Source organism: Massilia sp. H6 (genome assembly GCF_024802625.1).
Classification (GTDB): Bacteria; Pseudomonadota; Gammaproteobacteria; order Burkholderiales; family Burkholderiaceae_D; genus Telluria.
Genome location: NZ_CP103371.1, coordinates 3,688,519 through 3,705,559 on the forward strand (window position 1 = coordinate 3,688,519; position 17,041 = coordinate 3,705,559).

Here is a 17,041-nt window from a genome sequence, read left to right on the forward strand (position 1 = left end):
CCCTAGTATTCCACCGCCACGTCTTTCGCCCCCACTACCAGCTCGAGCTGCTGCTTGAGGGTATCCGATGGCGCCACGCGCCATTCGTCACCCAGTTGCAAGACCGCCTCGACGCCCTGCGGCTTGATGCGCAGGCTGACTGGCATGCCGTCCTGCTGCCGGTGCGGCTGCAAGACCTCGGCCAGCTTGGTCAGGTTGAGATTGGTGTCAACGTCCATCTCGAGCTTGAAGCCGTACTGGATGCGGGCGGCGGCGATGTCGTAGGCTTTTTCGGCGGTGATGCGCAGGCCGCCATTGAAGCGGTCTTCGGACACTTTGCCCACCACCAGCAGGAATTCGTCTTCTTTGAAGATGTTCTTGTTCTGCTCCAGCAGCTCGCTGTACACGGTCACTTCGACCACGCCGGTCTTGTCGTCGAGCGACACGATTAAAAGCTTGCCGCGCTGGGTCATCTGGGTGCGTACGCCAGTGATCACGCCGCACAGCATGCGCGGATCGCGCGACGGCTCAAGATCCTTGAGCTTGGTCTTGGCGAAACGACGCACCTCGCCCGCGTAGGAATCGAACATGTGGCCCGACAGGTAGTAGCCAAGCGCGATCTTTTCTTCGGCCAGCTTCTGGCGGTCGGTCCAGGGCGTAGCCTTGACGTATTCGGGCGGGGCCACCAGGTCGGAATCACTGCCACCGAACAGGCTGACCTGGTTGGCAGCGGCGGCGGCCTGGCCGGCCGCTTCCATCGCGAAGCCCACCGACGCGAGCAAAATCGCGCGGTCGACGCCGAAGCAATCCATGCCGCCGGCGCGAATCAGCGATTCGATGGTGCGGCGGTTGATCTGCTTGCGGTCCACGCGCAGGCAAAAGTCGAACAGGTCCTTGAATTTTCCGCCTTCAAGGCGGGCCGCAATGATCGCTTCGATCGCGCCCTGCCCCGCGCCCTTCACGCCGCCCAGGCCATACCGGATATTGGTGACCTGCTTGCCGGTGACGGACTTTGGCTCGCCTTCGGGCGTGAAGCGGAACTGCGATTCGTTGACGTCCGGCGGCAGCAGCGTGAGCTTGCACACGTCCAGCGCGTCTTCGACCAGGATCTTGATCTTGTCGGTGTCTTCCATCGCCAGCGACATGTTGGCTGCCATGAACGCGGCGGTGTGGTGCACCTTCAGATACGCTGTGTGATAGGACAGCAGCGCGTAGGCGGCCGCGTGCGACTTGTTGAAGCCGTAGCCCGCGAACTTTTCCATCAGGTCGAAGATCTCGTCGGCCTTGGCGGTGGAAAGACCGTCTTTTGCCGCACCGGCGCGGAAGATCTCGCGGTGCTCGGCCATTTCTTCGGCCTTTTTCTTGCCCATCGCGCGGCGCAGCATGTCGGCGCCGCCCAGCGAATAGCCGCCGACGATCTGCGCCATCTGCATGACCTGCTCCTGGTAGACCATGATGCCGTAGGTCTCGGACAGGATGGACTCGGTGCGCGGATCGGGATAGTCGAACTTCTCGCCGTGCTTGCGCTTGCAGAAGTCGGGGATCAGGTCCATCGGGCCCGGACGGTACAGGGCGACCAGCGCGATGATGTCCTCGAAGCGGTCGGGCCGCGCGTCTTTCAGCATGCCCTGCATGCCGCGCGACTCGAGCTGGAAGATCGCGACGGTTTTCGCGTCCGACAGCAGCTTGTACGAGGGCCGGTCGTTGAGCGGCAGGGTTTCGAGATTGAAGCCGGCGTCGACTGGGTCGAGCGCGCGGATGTAGTTGACGGCGCGATCGAGAATGGTCAGGGTGGTCAGGCCCAAAAAGTCGAACTTAACCAGGCCCACCGCCTCGACGTCGTCCTTGTCGTACTGCGAGACCACGCCGGTGTCGCCGCTTTGCGAGTACAGCGGGCAGAAATCGGTGAGCTTACCCGGTGCAATGAGCACGCCGCCGGCGTGCATGCCGATATTGCGGGTGATGCCTTCGACCTGCTGCGCCAGCTCGAGCAGCTGCTTGACCTCTTCTTCGTTCTCGAGACGTTCTTTCAGCAGCGGTTCTTCTTCGATGGCCTCGGCGATCGAGACCTGCTTGCCCGGCTTGAACGGAATCAGCTTGGAGATGCCGTCGCAGAAGTTGTAGCCGAAATCGAGTACCCGGCCGACATCGCGGATGGCGCCTTTCGCGGCCATGGTGCCGAAGGTGGCGATCTGCGAGACCGCGTCGCGGCCGTACAGGTCTTTGACGTGCTGGATCACCAGCTCGCGTTTTTCCTGGCAGAAGTCGATGTCGAAGTCGGGCATCGAGACCCGCTCAGGGTTCAGGAAACGCTCGAACAGCAGGTTGTACTTGAGCGGATCGAGATCGGTGATCTTGAGCGCGTAAGCTACCAGCGAGCCTGCACCCGAACCACGGCCCGGGCCGATCGGCACGCCGTTATTCTTGCCCCACTGGATGAACTCGGCCACGATCAAGAAGTAACCCGGGAACTTCATGTTGATGATGGTGTTGTTCTCGAACTCGAGGCGCGCCTCGTAGCGCGGGCGCTCGGCCTCGCGCTTGACCGGATCGGGGAACAGCTGGACCAGGCGTTCTTCGAGGCCCTTTTTGGTTTCCGCGACCAAAAAGTCGCCAATGCTCATGCCGTCGGGTGTCGGGAAATCGGGCAGCTGCGGCTTGCCCAGCGTGAGCGTGACGTTGCAGCGCTTGGCGATTTCCACCGAATTGGCGAGCGCGCCGGGCAGGTCGGCGAACAGTGCGGCCATCTCTTCCTGCGACTTGAAGCACATCTCTTCGTTAAAGCGGCGCACCCGCTTGGCATTGGCCAGCATCTCGCCTTCGGCGATACAGGTGCGCGCCTCGTGGGCGATGAATTCGTGTTTGCTGATGAACTGCACCGGGTGGGTCGCCACCACCGGCAGGCCCAGGCGCGACGCCAGCGCCACCGAATGGCGCACCTGCTGTTCCTGGTTGGGCTGGCCAGCGCGCTGGATCTCGATATAGAAGTGGCCCGGGAACATGGCGGCCCAGCGCGCGGCATTGCGCTCGGCGCGCACAATGTCGCCCTGGTCGATCGCATGGCCAATGTCGCCGAAGCCCGCGCCCGACAGCACGATCAAGGCATTGCTTTGTGGCGCGTCCGGCTCGAGAACCGAGGTGCTGGTGGCCAGGGCTTCGAGCCATTCGGCGCGGATCTCGGCGCGGCCCTTCCACTGGTTGGTGAGCCAGGCTTTCGAGAGCAGGTCGCACAGCTGCAGGTAGCCGGTGTGGTTCTTGGCCAATATGAGCAGGCGCGAAGGCTTGTCGCGGTTGTCGTCGTTGGTGATCCAGGCGTCGACGCCGACGATCGGCTTGATCCCCTTGCCGCGCGCCGCCTTGTAGAAACGCACCAGGCAAAACATGTTGGCCAGGTCGGTCACGGCCAGCGCCGGCTGCTGGTCCTTCGCGGCCGCTCCGACCAGGTCGTCAATACGGACCAGGCCGTCGACGATCGAGTATTCGGAGTGGATGCGCAGGTGGGTGAAAGTCGGGGAAGTCATGCCGGCATTTTACCCCGGCCGGGCAGTGGCTAGAAGTTGCGTTTGTGCACCGACACGCGGGATTTTTCGGGTGCGGAGACTTCTTGCGCCGCGCCATAGCTGCGCCGCATGCGCAGGAATGGCTCTTCGACAATGTGATAGCACAAGGTCGACAATGCCCAGGTCGCGCCATAGGTTGCCGCCAGCATGATGCCGGCATCGAGCCAGGGCGTTCCGGTGGGGCTGACCAGGCCGATGCGGGTGGCGACGACATGCAACAAGGCCATGTGCAGCAGGTAGAACGAGAAGCTGATCTTGCCACCCTGGCTGAGCGCGCGCTCGATCATGCCGGGCAGGCGCGGCTGGAACGAGATCCAGGCCAGGATCAGCGCGGCCCAGCCGGCGCTTTCGAGCATCGACCAGAAAATCCAGAAGCTGGACTTGGGGCTGGCGCCGAATGGGGCGACGCGCTGCATCCACGCCGTATCCCACATCACCAGCGCTACCGAAGCGAGCAGCAGCAGCGGCGCGTAACGCGCCAGCGGTGCACGCCAGCGCGCGTACAGCATGGCGGCCAGCATGCCGATCAGGAACTGGTCGAAGCGCCCGACCCAGGTGCTGAAATACATCAGCGTGCTGTTGGGGTTGACCGTGTACGCGGCCAGCTTGAAGAAGGCCATCAGCACCAGCCAGCCGCCCAGGTAGAGCATGCCGCGCTCCATGGTGAAACGCGCCAGGAAAGGGAACACCAGGTAGAACATGAATTCCAGCGAAATAGTCCAGGCCGCGCCGGTAATGACGGTGCCCGAGGTCGGCGCCAGGCCCAGGTTCGAGGCGAACAGGTAGAGCAGGTCCTGGGGCGCGAACTTGTCGCGGCCGATCGAGGTCGCCAGCAGGAAGATCACCAGGTAGAGCGGCAAGATGCGCAACAGGCGGTTGCGCAGGAAATCGCGGTAGACGATCTGTCCCTGGTGCAGCGCGATCTGCATGAACAGGAAGCCCGAGAGCGTAAAGAACAGGCCGACGCCGGTATGCCCTTCGGTGACCAGGGCCCACCATGGATTGCTCAGACCAGCCGCACCCAGGCCGCGGTATTCGAGATGGAAATGGAACAGGAAAACCAGGGTCGCGGCAAGCCAGCGCAGCTGGTCGATGCGCGGGTTGTATTGGATGTTCAGTGAATGCATGGTGCCCCTGGCCGGGCGCGACGCCCTGTTGTGCAAACTGCGTATTGTAAAGCCAATTTCGCACAATTCCCCATCGGCAAGCAGCGCGCCAGCCCGCGGCTGGCTTATAATATCGGCCTGTTCCGTCCAGCCCGTCCGCCATGTCCTCCGCAGCCCATTTCGTTAATATCGCCGCCTACAAGTTCGTCACCCTCGACAAGCTGGAAGACCTGCGCCCGCAGTACCAGGCCCTGTGCAACGAGCTCGGACTGAAGGGCACTGTCCTGCTGACACCGGAAGGCATCAATATGTTCGTCTCGGGCACGCGCGCGCATATCGACGACTACCTGGCCTGGGTGCGCAGCGACGCCCGCCTGCATGATCTCGAGTGGAAAGAAAGTTTTTCTGCCGAGCAGTCGCACAAGCGCATGCTGGTGAAGATCAAGCAAGAGATCATCACCATGCGCATGCCGCTGATCAAGCCGGAACTCGGCCGCGCGCCCTCGGTCGACCCGAAGACGCTCAAGCGCTGGCTCGATGCGGGCCATGACGACGAAGGCGTGCCAGTCGTGATGATGGAAACCCGCAACGCGTTCGAGGTGGACGTTGGCACCTTTACCAATACGCTCGACTACCGCATCGACAAGTTCACCGAATTTCCCGAAGTGGCGGCCGCGCACAAGGACGAGCTGGCCGGCAAGACGGTCGTGACCTTCTGCACCGGCGGTATCCGCTGCGAGAAGGCCGCGATCCACATGAAGGAAATCGGCTACGAGCGCGTATACCAGTTAGATGGCGGCATCTTGAAATATTTCGAGGAAGTCGGCGGCGACCATTACACCGGCGACTGCTTCGTGTTCGACTACCGCACCGCACTCAACCCGAAACTGGAACCGACTGAAACCGTGCAGTGCTTTGCCTGCCGGGCCGTCGTCACGCCACGCCAGCAATTGTCGCCAGCATATGTGTACGAAGTTTCGTGTCCGCATTGTGTGGGTGCGGATAGCCATGCCGGTGCCGCTGGCGTTGCCCGGGACAGTGCAGCAGGCTAGTCGGCCTCAGAAAATTATTATATGAATGTAATTTCCGTCGGGAAATTACAACGCTTGTCGGTTATTTCCCCGTATAGCAACGATTGGCGTTTTCTTATTGGTTCGCATCACGAATACTTCTCCTTTTTCACAGTTTTTCAGGAGTAGGCGTGACCTCACCGATTTTGACAAGCTTCACTGCGTATGCTGGCGATAATTTTGTCGTTCTGACTTTTAACGCGCCGCTTGATGCCGCCCACCCTCCCGGGCCGCAGGATTTTTTTCTCGCCACGAATCTGGGCGAATTGCCAATCACGGCAATCAGCATCGATGCAATGGCTGGGACCGTCAAGCTGTCTTTCGCTGGCAACCTGCCATCGGGTGAGTTTATCGAAGTTGTTTACCAGGACCCCACCGGCGGCGACGACATCAATGCCCTCCAGGGTGCGGACGGCGCGGACGTTGCGACCCTGTCTGAGGACACGCTCATCACCACACGCCCTGCCCCAACTACCCTCGACACCCCAACGCTGGCTCCTGCCAGCGACAGCGGCGCCGCTGGCGACGGCATCACCAATGTGACTACGCCGGTCGTGACCGGCACGGCTGCCGCGAATGCCACGATCAAGCTCTACGACACCGATGGCACTACCCTGCTGGGAACGACCACCGCCGACGGCGCAGGTAGCTGGAGCATTACCAGCAGCGTGCTCGGCGCTGGCAGCCATAGCCTGCGCGTGACGCAAACTGACGCCGGCAACCAGACTTCGGCGCTCAGCACCGGCCTGGCGCTGACCATCGACACTTCGGTGGCGGCCCCCGGCGCGCCGGCCCTGGCCCTGGCCAGCGACAGCGGCACGCCCGGCGACGGCATCACCAATGTGGCGACGCCGACCTTTACCGGCCTGGCCGAAGCCAACGCCAGCGTGATGCTTTACGCCAACAGCAACACCCTGCTCGGCAGCACCACCGCCGACGGCAGCGGCAACTGGAGCGTCACTTCCAGCGCCTTGAGTGACGGCCAGTACAGTGTCACGGCGATCCAGACCGATGTTGCAGGCAATGTATCGTCGGCATCGACAGCCTTTGCCTATCGCCTTGATACCAACGCGCCCGTCAGCACCGCACTGGACCGCAGCAGTGTGCCTGCCTCTAGTGCCACCAGCGGCGCCTTCGTCGCTTCGCTGCTGGCGAGCGACGCCAACAATGTCACTTTTGCTTTCGCCGGCGGCAATGGCAGCAACGATGCCGACAATGCGAAGTTCACGATCGACGGCGACACGCTGATGGCTGCGCAAGACCTCGCTAGCGGCACTTACCGCTTTTACGTCACGGCCACCGATAGCGCCGGCAATGCCGCGTTCCAGGAACTGTCCCTGAACGTGGTCTCGGCGCCGACCGTCATCTCGATCGATCTCATCGACGCGGCCACTGCCCCGACCAACGCGACCAGCGTCTCGTACATCGTCACGTTCGACCAGGAAGTTAGCGGCGTCAATGTCGGCGACTTTTCCTTGACCACGACCGGCACCGCGTCCGGCACGGTGGGCTCAATGTTTGGCAGCGGCAACAGTTACACCGTCACGGTCAATGGCCTCGCCGGCGACGGCACCGTGCGCCTGGATCTGAACGCCAACGGCACCGGCATCCAGAATGCGAGCGGCATTGCCCTCGCCGGCGGCTTCACGGCAGGCGACAGCGTCAACCTCGACCATACCGCCCCAACCGCACCCGCTTCATTCACACTGGTGAACAGCGACGACAGCGGCATCTCCAACAGCGATGCCATTACCAGCATGACCACGCCGCGCCTGAGCGGCACCGGTGAAGCCAACGTCACCGTCAATCTGTACGATACCGACGGCACGACCCTGCTCGGCACCACGCTGGCCGACGCCGAGGGCCACTGGACCATCTCCAGCAGCATGCTAGAGGAAGGTACCCACACGCTGACGGTGCGCCAGGTCGATGCTGCCGGCAATGTCTCGGCCCCCAGCCCTGGCTTGAGCGTGACGATCGATACGATCGCGCCCGAAGCGGGCGCCGCGCCACTGCTGGCTGCCGAGAGCGATAGCGGCGCGCCTGGCGACGGCATCACCACGGTGTCGCGTCCCGTGCTGACCGGTACTGCCGAAGAGGGTGCACTGGTAACTTTGTACGACAGCAATGGCATCACCGTGCTCGGCACTGCCACCGCTAGCGAAACTGGCGATTGGAGCATCACCGCCAGCACGCTGGCCGTTGGCGCCCATGCGCTGAGCTACAAGAGTACTGACCTTGCAGGCAACGTCTCGGCCGCCAGCGCAGCGCTGAACCTGACGATCGAGGTGCCGCCGGCGGCACCACCGCCGCCGGCACCACCGGCCCCGCCCCCACCGGCACCGCCGGCACCGCCAAGCACCCCGACCCAGCCAGCGCCGCCTCCCCTGGTCGACGGCGTTGCAGTCGAGAGCCGCCCAACCATCCTGGCCGATGGCAGCTTCGGCACCAAGGTTACGGTGCCAGTGATCACCCTCGGACGGAACGATAGCAGCGGCAGACCAGACGCCGCCGACATCGTGCTGGCTCGCTCCGGCGCCACCGACACGCTGCGGGTGGAAGTTGGCAACGGCATCGGCCTGACCGCGGTCGGCGGCCCCAGCAATCGTGTCAGCACGTATTCGGATGACACGATCGGGAAGATCCTGACGCTAACGAAAATGCCACTACCCGATCAGAGTTACCTCTGGGAGAGCGGAAGCGACTTCATCAAATCGCTGCCAGGCGAAACCACGCTGGTGGTACAGCAGATTACGCCGGAATCGTCGCCAACGACTGTTTCGAACTTGACCATCACTGGCACCAGTAGCACCACCGAGCGCACCGCCCTGGTCATCGATGCACAAAACCTGGGCGCAGGTAACACGATCGAGTTGAAGAGCGTCGATTACTCCACCATCATCGGCAATGCCAACATCGTCGCCTCGACGGCCGGGCAAATGCTCGTGGGCGACTCTGCGGCACAACAGTTTACGATCTCCGGCGGCCAGAGTTCGGTATATTCCGGCGGTGGCAACGACGCGATCCAGATGCTGTCTTCGTCTGTACCGAGTATCATCCCGAGCAACGACATCGTCCATGGCGGCCAGGGCTCCGATGTGGTGGGCTTCAGCGGCGTGCGCACGGACTACCGGATCGAGAAATTCAATGCCCATACGGTAGTCACTGAACTCAACGGCAACAAGAATAGCGTCAAACTGATCAACGTCGAAACGATCAAGTTTGCCGATACCGAACTGGCTGTCAGCACCGGTGTCACAGTGTCGACCGTCGCCGCCCTTTATGGCAACATCCTGGGCCGTCAGGCAGATCTGGCAGGAATCGAATTCTGGTCGACTGCAGCGCAGCGCGGTCTCACACTTGGCACGATCGCTGTCGAGATGATCAAGAGTGGCGAAGCCTCCGGCAAGCTGGCGGTGTTCAATGGCAGTGCTGCGCATGACATCAACTTGCTCTACCAAACCCTGTTCAACCGTAATGCCGACGACGCCGGGCTGGCGTATTGGGTAGGCTCGATGCAGGCTGGCATGAGCCTGGAACAAGTCGCCGATCAGTTCATTACCATCTCGACTGAATTTGTCGGGCAAAAAGTCACTGACGCGCAGATGAACTTCTTCTTCTAACGCATCAGCAATCCGGGCATCCGGGCGGTGCCAGGAGTGGAAACAACAATGAAATATTATTTCAATTGATTGAAAATTTTGAAATAATATTTCATCAAACGCGGACGCAACGTCCGCGTTTTTTTTCAATTGAATATTCCGGTCGTATCCAGCCCGGTGGTGCCAGCGCCGACTATCTGCGCGATCACGCCGTCGACCACGCCAACGTCCTGGGCCATGGCACCGGTCTGCAGGTCTTTAATGGTGGCGATCCAGTCGCTGGCAATCTTGTTGGCCGCTACCCCGCTATAAGCCGACTTTTCCTCGGGCAGATCGAGTCGCTCGGTAAACACCGCTGCGGCTTCCCAGCGTGCCCGGAAGGCGATCTTGTCGTTACCCTGGGCGCCGTCGGCGATCCGGGTGACCATGTTGTCGATCGAGACCTGGCTGGTCTCGAGCAGGCCAGCCCAGTAATCGACACCTGCCATTTCCGCTGCTCGTCCGAACAGCTTGTCGTAGGTGGCGGTCACCATGGCTCGGGCATCGAGGCCGGTGTACATGTCGCGGTATTCTTGCGAAAGCGAAAATTGGCGCGCCATGTCATGACCGGCGTCGGGATTGGCGGCAAGGGCGCCCTTCCAGTAGTCTAGCCCCGCGGCATCGGCCGGGCGGCTGAAATAGGAGATGTACAGTTTCTGTACTGCAGCGGTTTGCAAATCGGTTGCCATGTCGCGCTCCGTCAGGTTGGGAGCGTCGATCGTAGCGCAAGCCGAAAAAAAGCGGCGCAGAACACCACTTAGAGCGAAGTTAATACGCTTTAAGTGGATTTACTAACATATAGAGATTTTTAAAGTTTAAGAAAGAACAAACACCGGCGGTGCGGTGTTTGTCAGACCTCAACGAAAATACGCTGCGATTTCGCGTACAGAATCCGAGGTCAAGGTGCCTGCTGCTGCGCGCAGGCGCAGCAATCCTACCAAATAGACATAACGAGCCTGGGCCAGGTCACGCTGGCTGGTGAACAGCTGTTGTTGCGCATTGAGCAAATCGAGGTTGATGCGTACGCCCCCCTTGATCGATTTCTCGGTGGCCGTCATTAACAGCTTGCCCGACTCGACCGCCTTGCTCAAGGCGTCGATCTTGCGCGCGCTGCTCGTTACCAGGCTATGGGCCTGGCGCAGCTCAAGCAGGACGTCGTTGGTGCGCACGTCCAGCTCTGCCTGCGCGCGTCCATAGCTCGCGGCAGCCTGACGGGTTGTGGCATTGATCGCTCCGCCTTGATAGATCGGGATGTTTACCTGCAGGCCGAGCTGGCGGTTGGTATTTTCCTGGTTCAGATTGGTGAGCGATTCGCTGTCGTTCTTGCTATAGACCCCGACGAAGTCCACCCGCGGGTAGTGTCCCGCGCGGTTACGGCTAATGTCCAGGCGGGCATTCTCGACCGCCAGCCGGGATGCGGCCAGCAGGTTGTTACGTTCCAGAGCCAGCTTGCGCCAGTCCTCGAACGACGCAGGGGTCAGCTCGGCCGGCCGAAAATCATTTCCCAATCGGTCCAGCTCGCCTGGATCCATGCCGATTACCCCTTCCAGCGTATTGCGGGCGGCAGTCAAGTTGTCCTGGGATTCGATGAGCTGCGCTTCGGCCAGTTCAAGCCGGGCCTGGGTTTCAAGCATGTCGGTCTTGGTCCCCTCGCCTTTTTCGAACAGGCGCTGGTTGACCTTCTGGCTTTCCAGGAAAGCATCGCGCTGGACCCGGGCCAGCGCCAGCTGGTCCTGAGCAAACAGCACGTCGAGGTAAGTGCTGACCACCCGCACCGACACCTCGTCGATACCTGCCTCATAAGCTTGTTCAGCCTGCTCGGTCTGCACCTTGCCCTGGCGATAGCGCGCAATGGCTTCCATGTTGAACAAAGGCTGACGCAACTGCACCACGGCGGAGCGGCTGGTATAGCGTGGATGGCTGATCCGGGGTCTGCCGAACTGGTCCACGGATTCCTGGTCGGCCACGTTCTTGCCATACGAGAAGCTGCCTCCTACTTGCGGAAGCAGCTGGGCACGACCGAGGATGCGGTTTTCCTTGCCCGCCTCGTGCTCGTAGAAGCGCATCCGGAAAGAAGGATCGTGCCTGATCGCCGCGTCATAGGCCTGCTGCAGCGTCACCGCCCCGGCGCTACCGGCGGCCGCGAGCAAGACGGCCAACGCCGCGGCACGCAGCGACGTACCGCCTGCACGGGTTTTCATGGTTGCGCGCATATCAATCCTCGCTCATCGACGACTGGGCACGGTCCACCAGCGGCTTGAGCAGGTAATTCATCATCGTGCGCTCGCCGGTCTTGACGAACAGCTCCACCGGCATGCCGGGACGGATGTCCATCTTGTTCTCGGCAATCTTCTTGGCGCCCGCCTGCGTTACTTTCACATGCACCACGTAATACGGCATCCCGGTGCGCTCTTCGACATTGCGGTCGGCCGCGACGCTGACGACTTCACCTTCGATATGCGGTGTACGATTGGTATTGAACGCCGAGAACATCAGCTCGACTTTCAATCCTGCGTGTACCTTGTCCACCAGATTGGTTGGCAGCTGGCCTTCGACCACCAGCGCGTCGTTGGTCGGCACGATGTCCATCATCTTGAAGCCGGGGGCGACCACGCCGCCATTGGTGAACACTGCCAGGTTCACAACAGTCCCGTCGACCGGCGACTTGACTTCAACGTTGGAAAGCTCGAAGTTCTGCGCCTGCAGGCGCGCACCCTGCCCCTGGGTCTCGCGCTGGACGTCGGACAACTGGGAGCGCACTTCTTTCTGGTAATCCTGGATACGCTGCGACTTACGCAATACCAACTCCGTCACCTGGCGCTGGGAACGGCCGATGTTGCCGATGTCTTCAGAGATTTCGCCGCCCAATTGCGCGTAGGTGCGCTCCAGGTCGAGCAAGCGGTTGCGTGCAACATAACCTTCCTTGGCCAGGTCGCGCATGCCGCCCAGCTGCTCTTTCAAAAAGCTCACCTGTTCCTTCTTGCTGTTGCGCGACTCTTCCAGGCCGCGAATCTGCAGCTTCAGGCCGGCAACGCTTTCGTCAAGGGCACCCAATTCGCTTTGCAACGACAGCTGGCGCGACGACAGCAAGGCATTCTGCAGGCTGATCAGGTCCGCCACCTGCGGCTCGCCACGGCGCTTCTCGAGCTCGGCGGGGAAAGTGATCTGCTTGCGGCCGTCGCGTTCGGCCATCAGGCGGGCTTCGGCAGCCAGCGCTGACAGGTACTGGCTCTCGGTTGCCTGGACGCCAGACTGCGCCATTACCGAATTCATGCGCACCAGCACCTGGCCAGCCTTGACCACGTCGCCATTGCGTACCAGCAGCTCCTGCACCGTACCGCCCGATTGGTGCTGGACCGCCTGGCGGTTCGATTCCTTGGCCACGGTGCCACTGAGCGGCACGCCTTTATCCAGCGGCGCCAGCAGCGCCCACAGCAAAAAGCCGCCGACGCCGAACAGTACGATGATCCAGCCGAACCGGCTGTATGCGCTGGAATCGGTATTGACTTCGAGCGGTGTGGCGTCATGGGCGATGACGTCAGTCGCTTCACTTTTCAACAGCTTCATTATTTGGTTTCTCCGCTAGTCACCGGCGCCTCTTTGGCCTGCTCTTGCTGGGCCTGGCCCGCCGCTGCCGCCTGGGCGGCCTGGGCCGCGTGGACCTGGGCTGCCTGAAGTGCCTTGGCATTGGCTTCCTGTAGCGCCGCCAGCACCTTGTCGGTCGGGCCGAACATGTGGACGGCGCCCTCGCGCATCAAGAGCAGCTTGGTGGTGATACCAATCGCACTCGGACGATGGGTAATCAGGATGATGGTCTTGCCGCGCTGGCGCAGGTCGTTGACTGCCGCGGTAAGCGCGGCTTCGCCGGCATCATCGAGGTTGGAATTGGGCTCGTCGAGCACGATCAGGGATGGGTCACCGTACATTGCGCGTGCCAGGCCAAGGCGCTGCTTCTGGCCGCCGGACAGGCCGGCGCCGCCGTCGCCCAGGCGAGTGTCGTAGCCTTCCGGCAAATGCAGGATCATGTCGTGCACGCCGGCGCGCTTGGCCGCCTGCACCACCTTGTCCGCATCGACCTCGCCGAAACGGGCAATGTTCTCGCTCACGGTGCCACTGAACAGTTCGATATCCTGCGGCAGGTAACCCATGTAAGGGCCGAGCTCGGCCTTGTTCCAGCTGTAGATGTCGGCGCCATCCAGGCGAACCTTGCCCATCATGGCAGGCCAGACACCGACCAGCAGGCGCGCCAGCGTCGACTTGCCGGAGCCGCTAGGGCCAATTACGCCCAGCACGTCGCCCGGATTGACGCCGAACGAGACATTACGAACCACGGGGTTGCGCATGCCGGGTGGCGAGGCGGTCACCCCTTCCAGTACCAGATGACCTTGCGGGGCCGGCAAGGCCATGCCGGCCGGGCGCGCGGGATTAGTTTCCAGAAGCTTGGTCAGGCGATCGAATGCGCTGCGGGTGCTGGACCAGCTCTTCCAGACGCCGATGACCTGCTGCACCGGCGCCAGGGTACGTCCAACCAGGATCGATGCAGCAATCATCATGCCGGGCGTAATCCTGTTTTCCAGCACCAGCAAGGCGCCAAAGCCGAGCACCAGGGACTGCAGCGCAGTCTGGACGAACTTGGTGGCCGCGCCAATGGTGCCCGCCTTCTGGCTGGCATCGGCTTGCAAGTTCAGGAACTTGCCGTGCAGCTTGAACCAGCGACCCATGAGGTTGGGCAACATGCCCATCGACTCGATCACCTCCGCATTGCGCAGGTTGTTGGTGGCCAGGGAGCTTGCCGATACCGCCATGGTGTTGGCTTCGGACAGCGGATGCTTGGTCACGCGCTCGTTCACATAGGCAAGGATCACCAGCACGATGGTGCCGCACAAGGCGAACAAGCCCAACGATGGCTCAAACATGAAGATGACGAACAGGTAGATCGGAAACCAGGGTGCATCAAAGAAGGCGAACAGGGCATTCCCGGTCAGGAACTGGCGCAGGTTGGTGAGGTCGCTCAGGGTCTGGCCGGCATTACCGCCAGCCTGCTTCAGGTTCTGCTCGAACGATGCGGTGTAGACGCGCTTGTTGAGCATCATGTCGAAACGCGCCCCCACCCGCACCAGGATAAACGAGCGAATCACTTCCAGGCCGCCCATGAACAGATAGGCCCCCAGCATCAGCAAGGTCAGCATCAGCAGCGTGATCTCGTTGCGGCTGGCCAGCACCCGGTCGTAGACCTGCAGCATATAGAGCGAAGGCACCAGCATCATCAGGTTGATGATGGCGCTGAACACGCCAATGGTCCAGAAGGTGCGCTTGAACGCCAGCAACGCGCGTCCGATTTCGGTTTTTGGATCTAAGAATTTGGTCATGGATGGGGTAGGTGGCGCTCACGCGCGCGGTAATGACTTCTCAGGGCACTTCTTACAGGAAATAGTATCGTCGCATATTATGACCGAAAAATGCATAAATTTTGTGATGCACGTCACATTTAATTGCTACAAGAGTAACTTCACTGTGGCTTGGACGCACCAAAACAAACAACCCCGCCTTCTCGCAAAGGCGGGGTTGCTTACTTCAGTAATGAGCCTGGTTGCCCAGGCAGCTTACTTAGACGGTCGGAGCGACCGAAGTGATGATGCCGTTGTTCAGCTGGATGGTGGTTGCATCGATACCGACCAGGGTGATGACGACGACTTCAGCGGTTGCTGCGCTCGAACCGAACTTCGAGGTTTCCAGCGAGATCACGGTGTCCGAACCCACCTGGCGCACGAAGGCTTCCAGGACAGCGTCGTCGCCGGTGCTCAGGGCGCCACGGTTGAGCGTGAAGTCCGAACCGATGAACACCGAGTCCGAACCCTGCAGGTTGAACAGCTCAATGCTCGAGTCGGTCTCGCCAGCGATGAAGATGTCCGACTTCGACGAACCGAATTCGGTCGCGTCATTCAGGTTGTTGATGGTGAAGTTGTTATCAGCAAACACCTTGGTTGCTGCGGCAACGGTTGCATCCAGAGCCTTGGCCTGGGTGACCAGGTCCTGGGCTTTCACCAGTGCAGCTTGCGCCTTGGTGAAGTTCTCGATGTTGGTTGCAGCAGTCTTGGCAGCAGCTTCAGCGTTCGACAACGCCAGGCTCAGCGGGTTTTCTTCTGCAGTCTGAGCGTAGAACGCATCGACCAGACCTTTGAGCTCGTCGAATTTAGCCATATCCGTAGATTTGTAGATCGCCAGTTGCTCGGCAATCTGGGCTTCCGACGGGATACCACCTGCAGCGACGGAAGTAATCTTGGAACCAATGACTTCCAGTTCTGCCTTTTCAGCAGCGCTGGTGTCGAGGTAGTCGACGGTGTTCTGGGTAGCGACAGCAGCAGTTTGTGCCTTGATGACCGCAGCATCAGCAGCTTCCAGGGCGATCGACGAGTTCAGCAACGCGGTAACGCCAGGGTTCTTGGCTTCGGTCACTCCGCTTACCAAGGTGAGCTTACCATCGACCAGTTGGATCAGACCGGTAACAGTGCCATCAGGAGCAGGGGTCAGTGCAGTGCCGTTGGTGCTGTTGTAGACAGCCATTTTGCCAGCGAGATCAGCTACAGCAAGCTTCTGGTTTGCAAGGGCAGTAGTTTCTGCGGTCTTGGCAGCTGCAGCAGTGCTCACGGCGCTTTGCAGGCCAGCAACTTTAGCGACTTCAGCAGAAGCCTCGGTCACAGCAGCTTGTGCGTCGGTCAGTGCCTTGGCATTGGCAGTAATCTGGTCAGCGATCAGAGCTGCTTTCACCGCTGGCGAACCGTCGGTGTAGGTGGTTTCCACAGCGTCGCCAGCTGCTGGGGTGCCCAGCAGTTTCACCAGCTCGGCTTCCTTGGTGACGACGGCTGCATTGAGCAAGGCGTCGGTGGTGCTGGTGCTTGCCTTGCCATCGCCGTCAGCGGTGACCAGGAATGCAGCCTTGGCATCGGTAGCGACTTCCAGGGCTTGCAGGGCGCCGACGACGGTGAACGGGGTGCCGGCAGCGACAACCTTGCTGACGGTGTTAGCCAGAGCGATAGGAGCGACAGCGACGGTCAGCGATGCATCGGTGGTGATGCTGGTGATGAATGCCTTGGCAGCGGTGTTCGCAGCAGCGCCGCGATAGCCGTCTTGCTCAGCCTTGGTGTCGAGTTGTGCGGTGAAGGCGGTTGCGCCCGAAACCTTGTTCTCGTAGGCTTCAGCGTCGGTGGTCAGTGCGCCTTTAGCGATCTCGGCGACGACTTTGTCGATGGTGATCGAGCCCGATGCCATCAGGTCAGCCCAGTAGGCTTGGCCAGCGGCTTCAGCAGCACGACCGAACAGGTTCAGGTACACCTGGTTCACGACTTGCGCATTGGTCATGCCAGCGAAGGCGGTCTTGTATTCTGCTTCGGCAGCGAAAGCGGCCGACACGGCCGTGGTCGAACCGTTTTGGGCTGCGACGACATTGGTCCAGTAATCCAGGCCAGCGTGGTCAGCTGGACGGTTGAAGTAAGCGACGTACAGTTTCTGAACTGCTTCGACGTGGGTATTGACGATTGCCATGTAATGCTCCAAAAGAAAGATCGATCGATCGAATGTTGAATCAGTTATTGCAAGAGTGCAGATGCACACCTGTAAGCCCAACGAGCCGAATCATGCCAGACAGCCCGCCCCTTGAGATGTGATGACCATCACAAATTTAAGAA

9 protein-coding genes are annotated in these 17,041 nt (G+C 61.0%); 2 read left to right on the plus strand and 7 right to left on the minus strand.

The annotated features are described in order from the left end of the window. Nucleotides 1–2: 2 nt before the first annotated feature. Both dnaE and NRS07_RS16560 read right to left on the minus strand, forming a co-directional pair. Complete coding sequence (gene dnaE / locus NRS07_RS16555) at nt 3–3,500, minus strand: DNA polymerase III subunit alpha (protein WP_259208888.1); 3,498 nt, start codon at nt 3,498–3,500, stop codon at nt 3–5. A gap of 29 nt (nt 3,501–3,529) precedes the next feature. Continuing rightward, entirely contained in the window at nt 3,530–4,666 is a 1,137-nt protein-coding gene (locus NRS07_RS16560) for an acyltransferase (RefSeq protein WP_259208890.1), read from the minus strand. A gap of 140 nt (nt 4,667–4,806) precedes the next feature. Between NRS07_RS16560 and NRS07_RS16565 the strand changes: the two genes are divergently transcribed. After that, nucleotides 4,807–5,697 (plus strand): sulfurtransferase, encoded by an 891-nt coding sequence (locus NRS07_RS16565; RefSeq protein ID WP_259208892.1) that lies wholly within the window; start codon nt 4,807–4,809, stop codon nt 5,695–5,697. 149 nt (nt 5,698–5,846) lie between these two features. Further along, a complete protein-coding gene (locus tag NRS07_RS16570; RefSeq protein WP_259208893.1) occupies nt 5,847–9,338 on the plus strand; it encodes an Ig-like domain-containing protein in 3,492 nt (1,163 codons plus the stop codon). A 125-nt stretch (nt 9,339–9,463) separates the two neighbouring features. Here NRS07_RS16570 and NRS07_RS16575 read toward each other — a convergent pair whose 3' ends face one another. From NRS07_RS16575 to NRS07_RS16595, 5 genes are all read right to left on the minus strand, one after another. Continuing rightward, nucleotides 9,464–10,045: a DUF4214 domain-containing protein gene (locus NRS07_RS16575; protein WP_259208894.1), complete on the minus strand. Its 582-nt coding sequence runs from the start codon at nt 10,043–10,045 to the stop codon at nt 9,464–9,466. A gap of 168 nt (nt 10,046–10,213) precedes the next feature. Beyond that, on the minus strand, nt 10,214–11,557 hold the full coding sequence (locus NRS07_RS16580; RefSeq protein WP_259208895.1) for a TolC family outer membrane protein: 1,344 nt from the start codon (nt 11,555–11,557) through the stop codon (nt 10,214–10,216). A gap of 13 nt (nt 11,558–11,570) precedes the next feature. Then, complete coding sequence (locus NRS07_RS16585) at nt 11,571–12,923, minus strand: HlyD family type I secretion periplasmic adaptor subunit (protein WP_259208898.1); 1,353 nt, start codon at nt 12,921–12,923, stop codon at nt 11,571–11,573. After that, nucleotides 12,923–14,725 (minus strand): type I secretion system permease/ATPase, encoded by a 1,803-nt coding sequence (locus tag NRS07_RS16590; RefSeq protein WP_259208901.1) that lies wholly within the window; start codon nt 14,723–14,725, stop codon nt 12,923–12,925. Before NRS07_RS16590 ends, NRS07_RS16585 begins: the two co-directional genes overlap by 1 nt. Before the next feature lie 238 nt (nt 14,726–14,963). Continuing rightward, the gene (locus tag NRS07_RS16595) at nt 14,964–16,898 is read right to left on the minus strand and encodes a DUF4214 domain-containing protein (RefSeq protein WP_259208903.1); all 1,935 of its coding nucleotides are present in this window, start codon (nt 16,896–16,898) and stop codon (nt 14,964–14,966) included. Between the last annotated feature and the right edge of the window lie 143 nt (nt 16,899–17,041).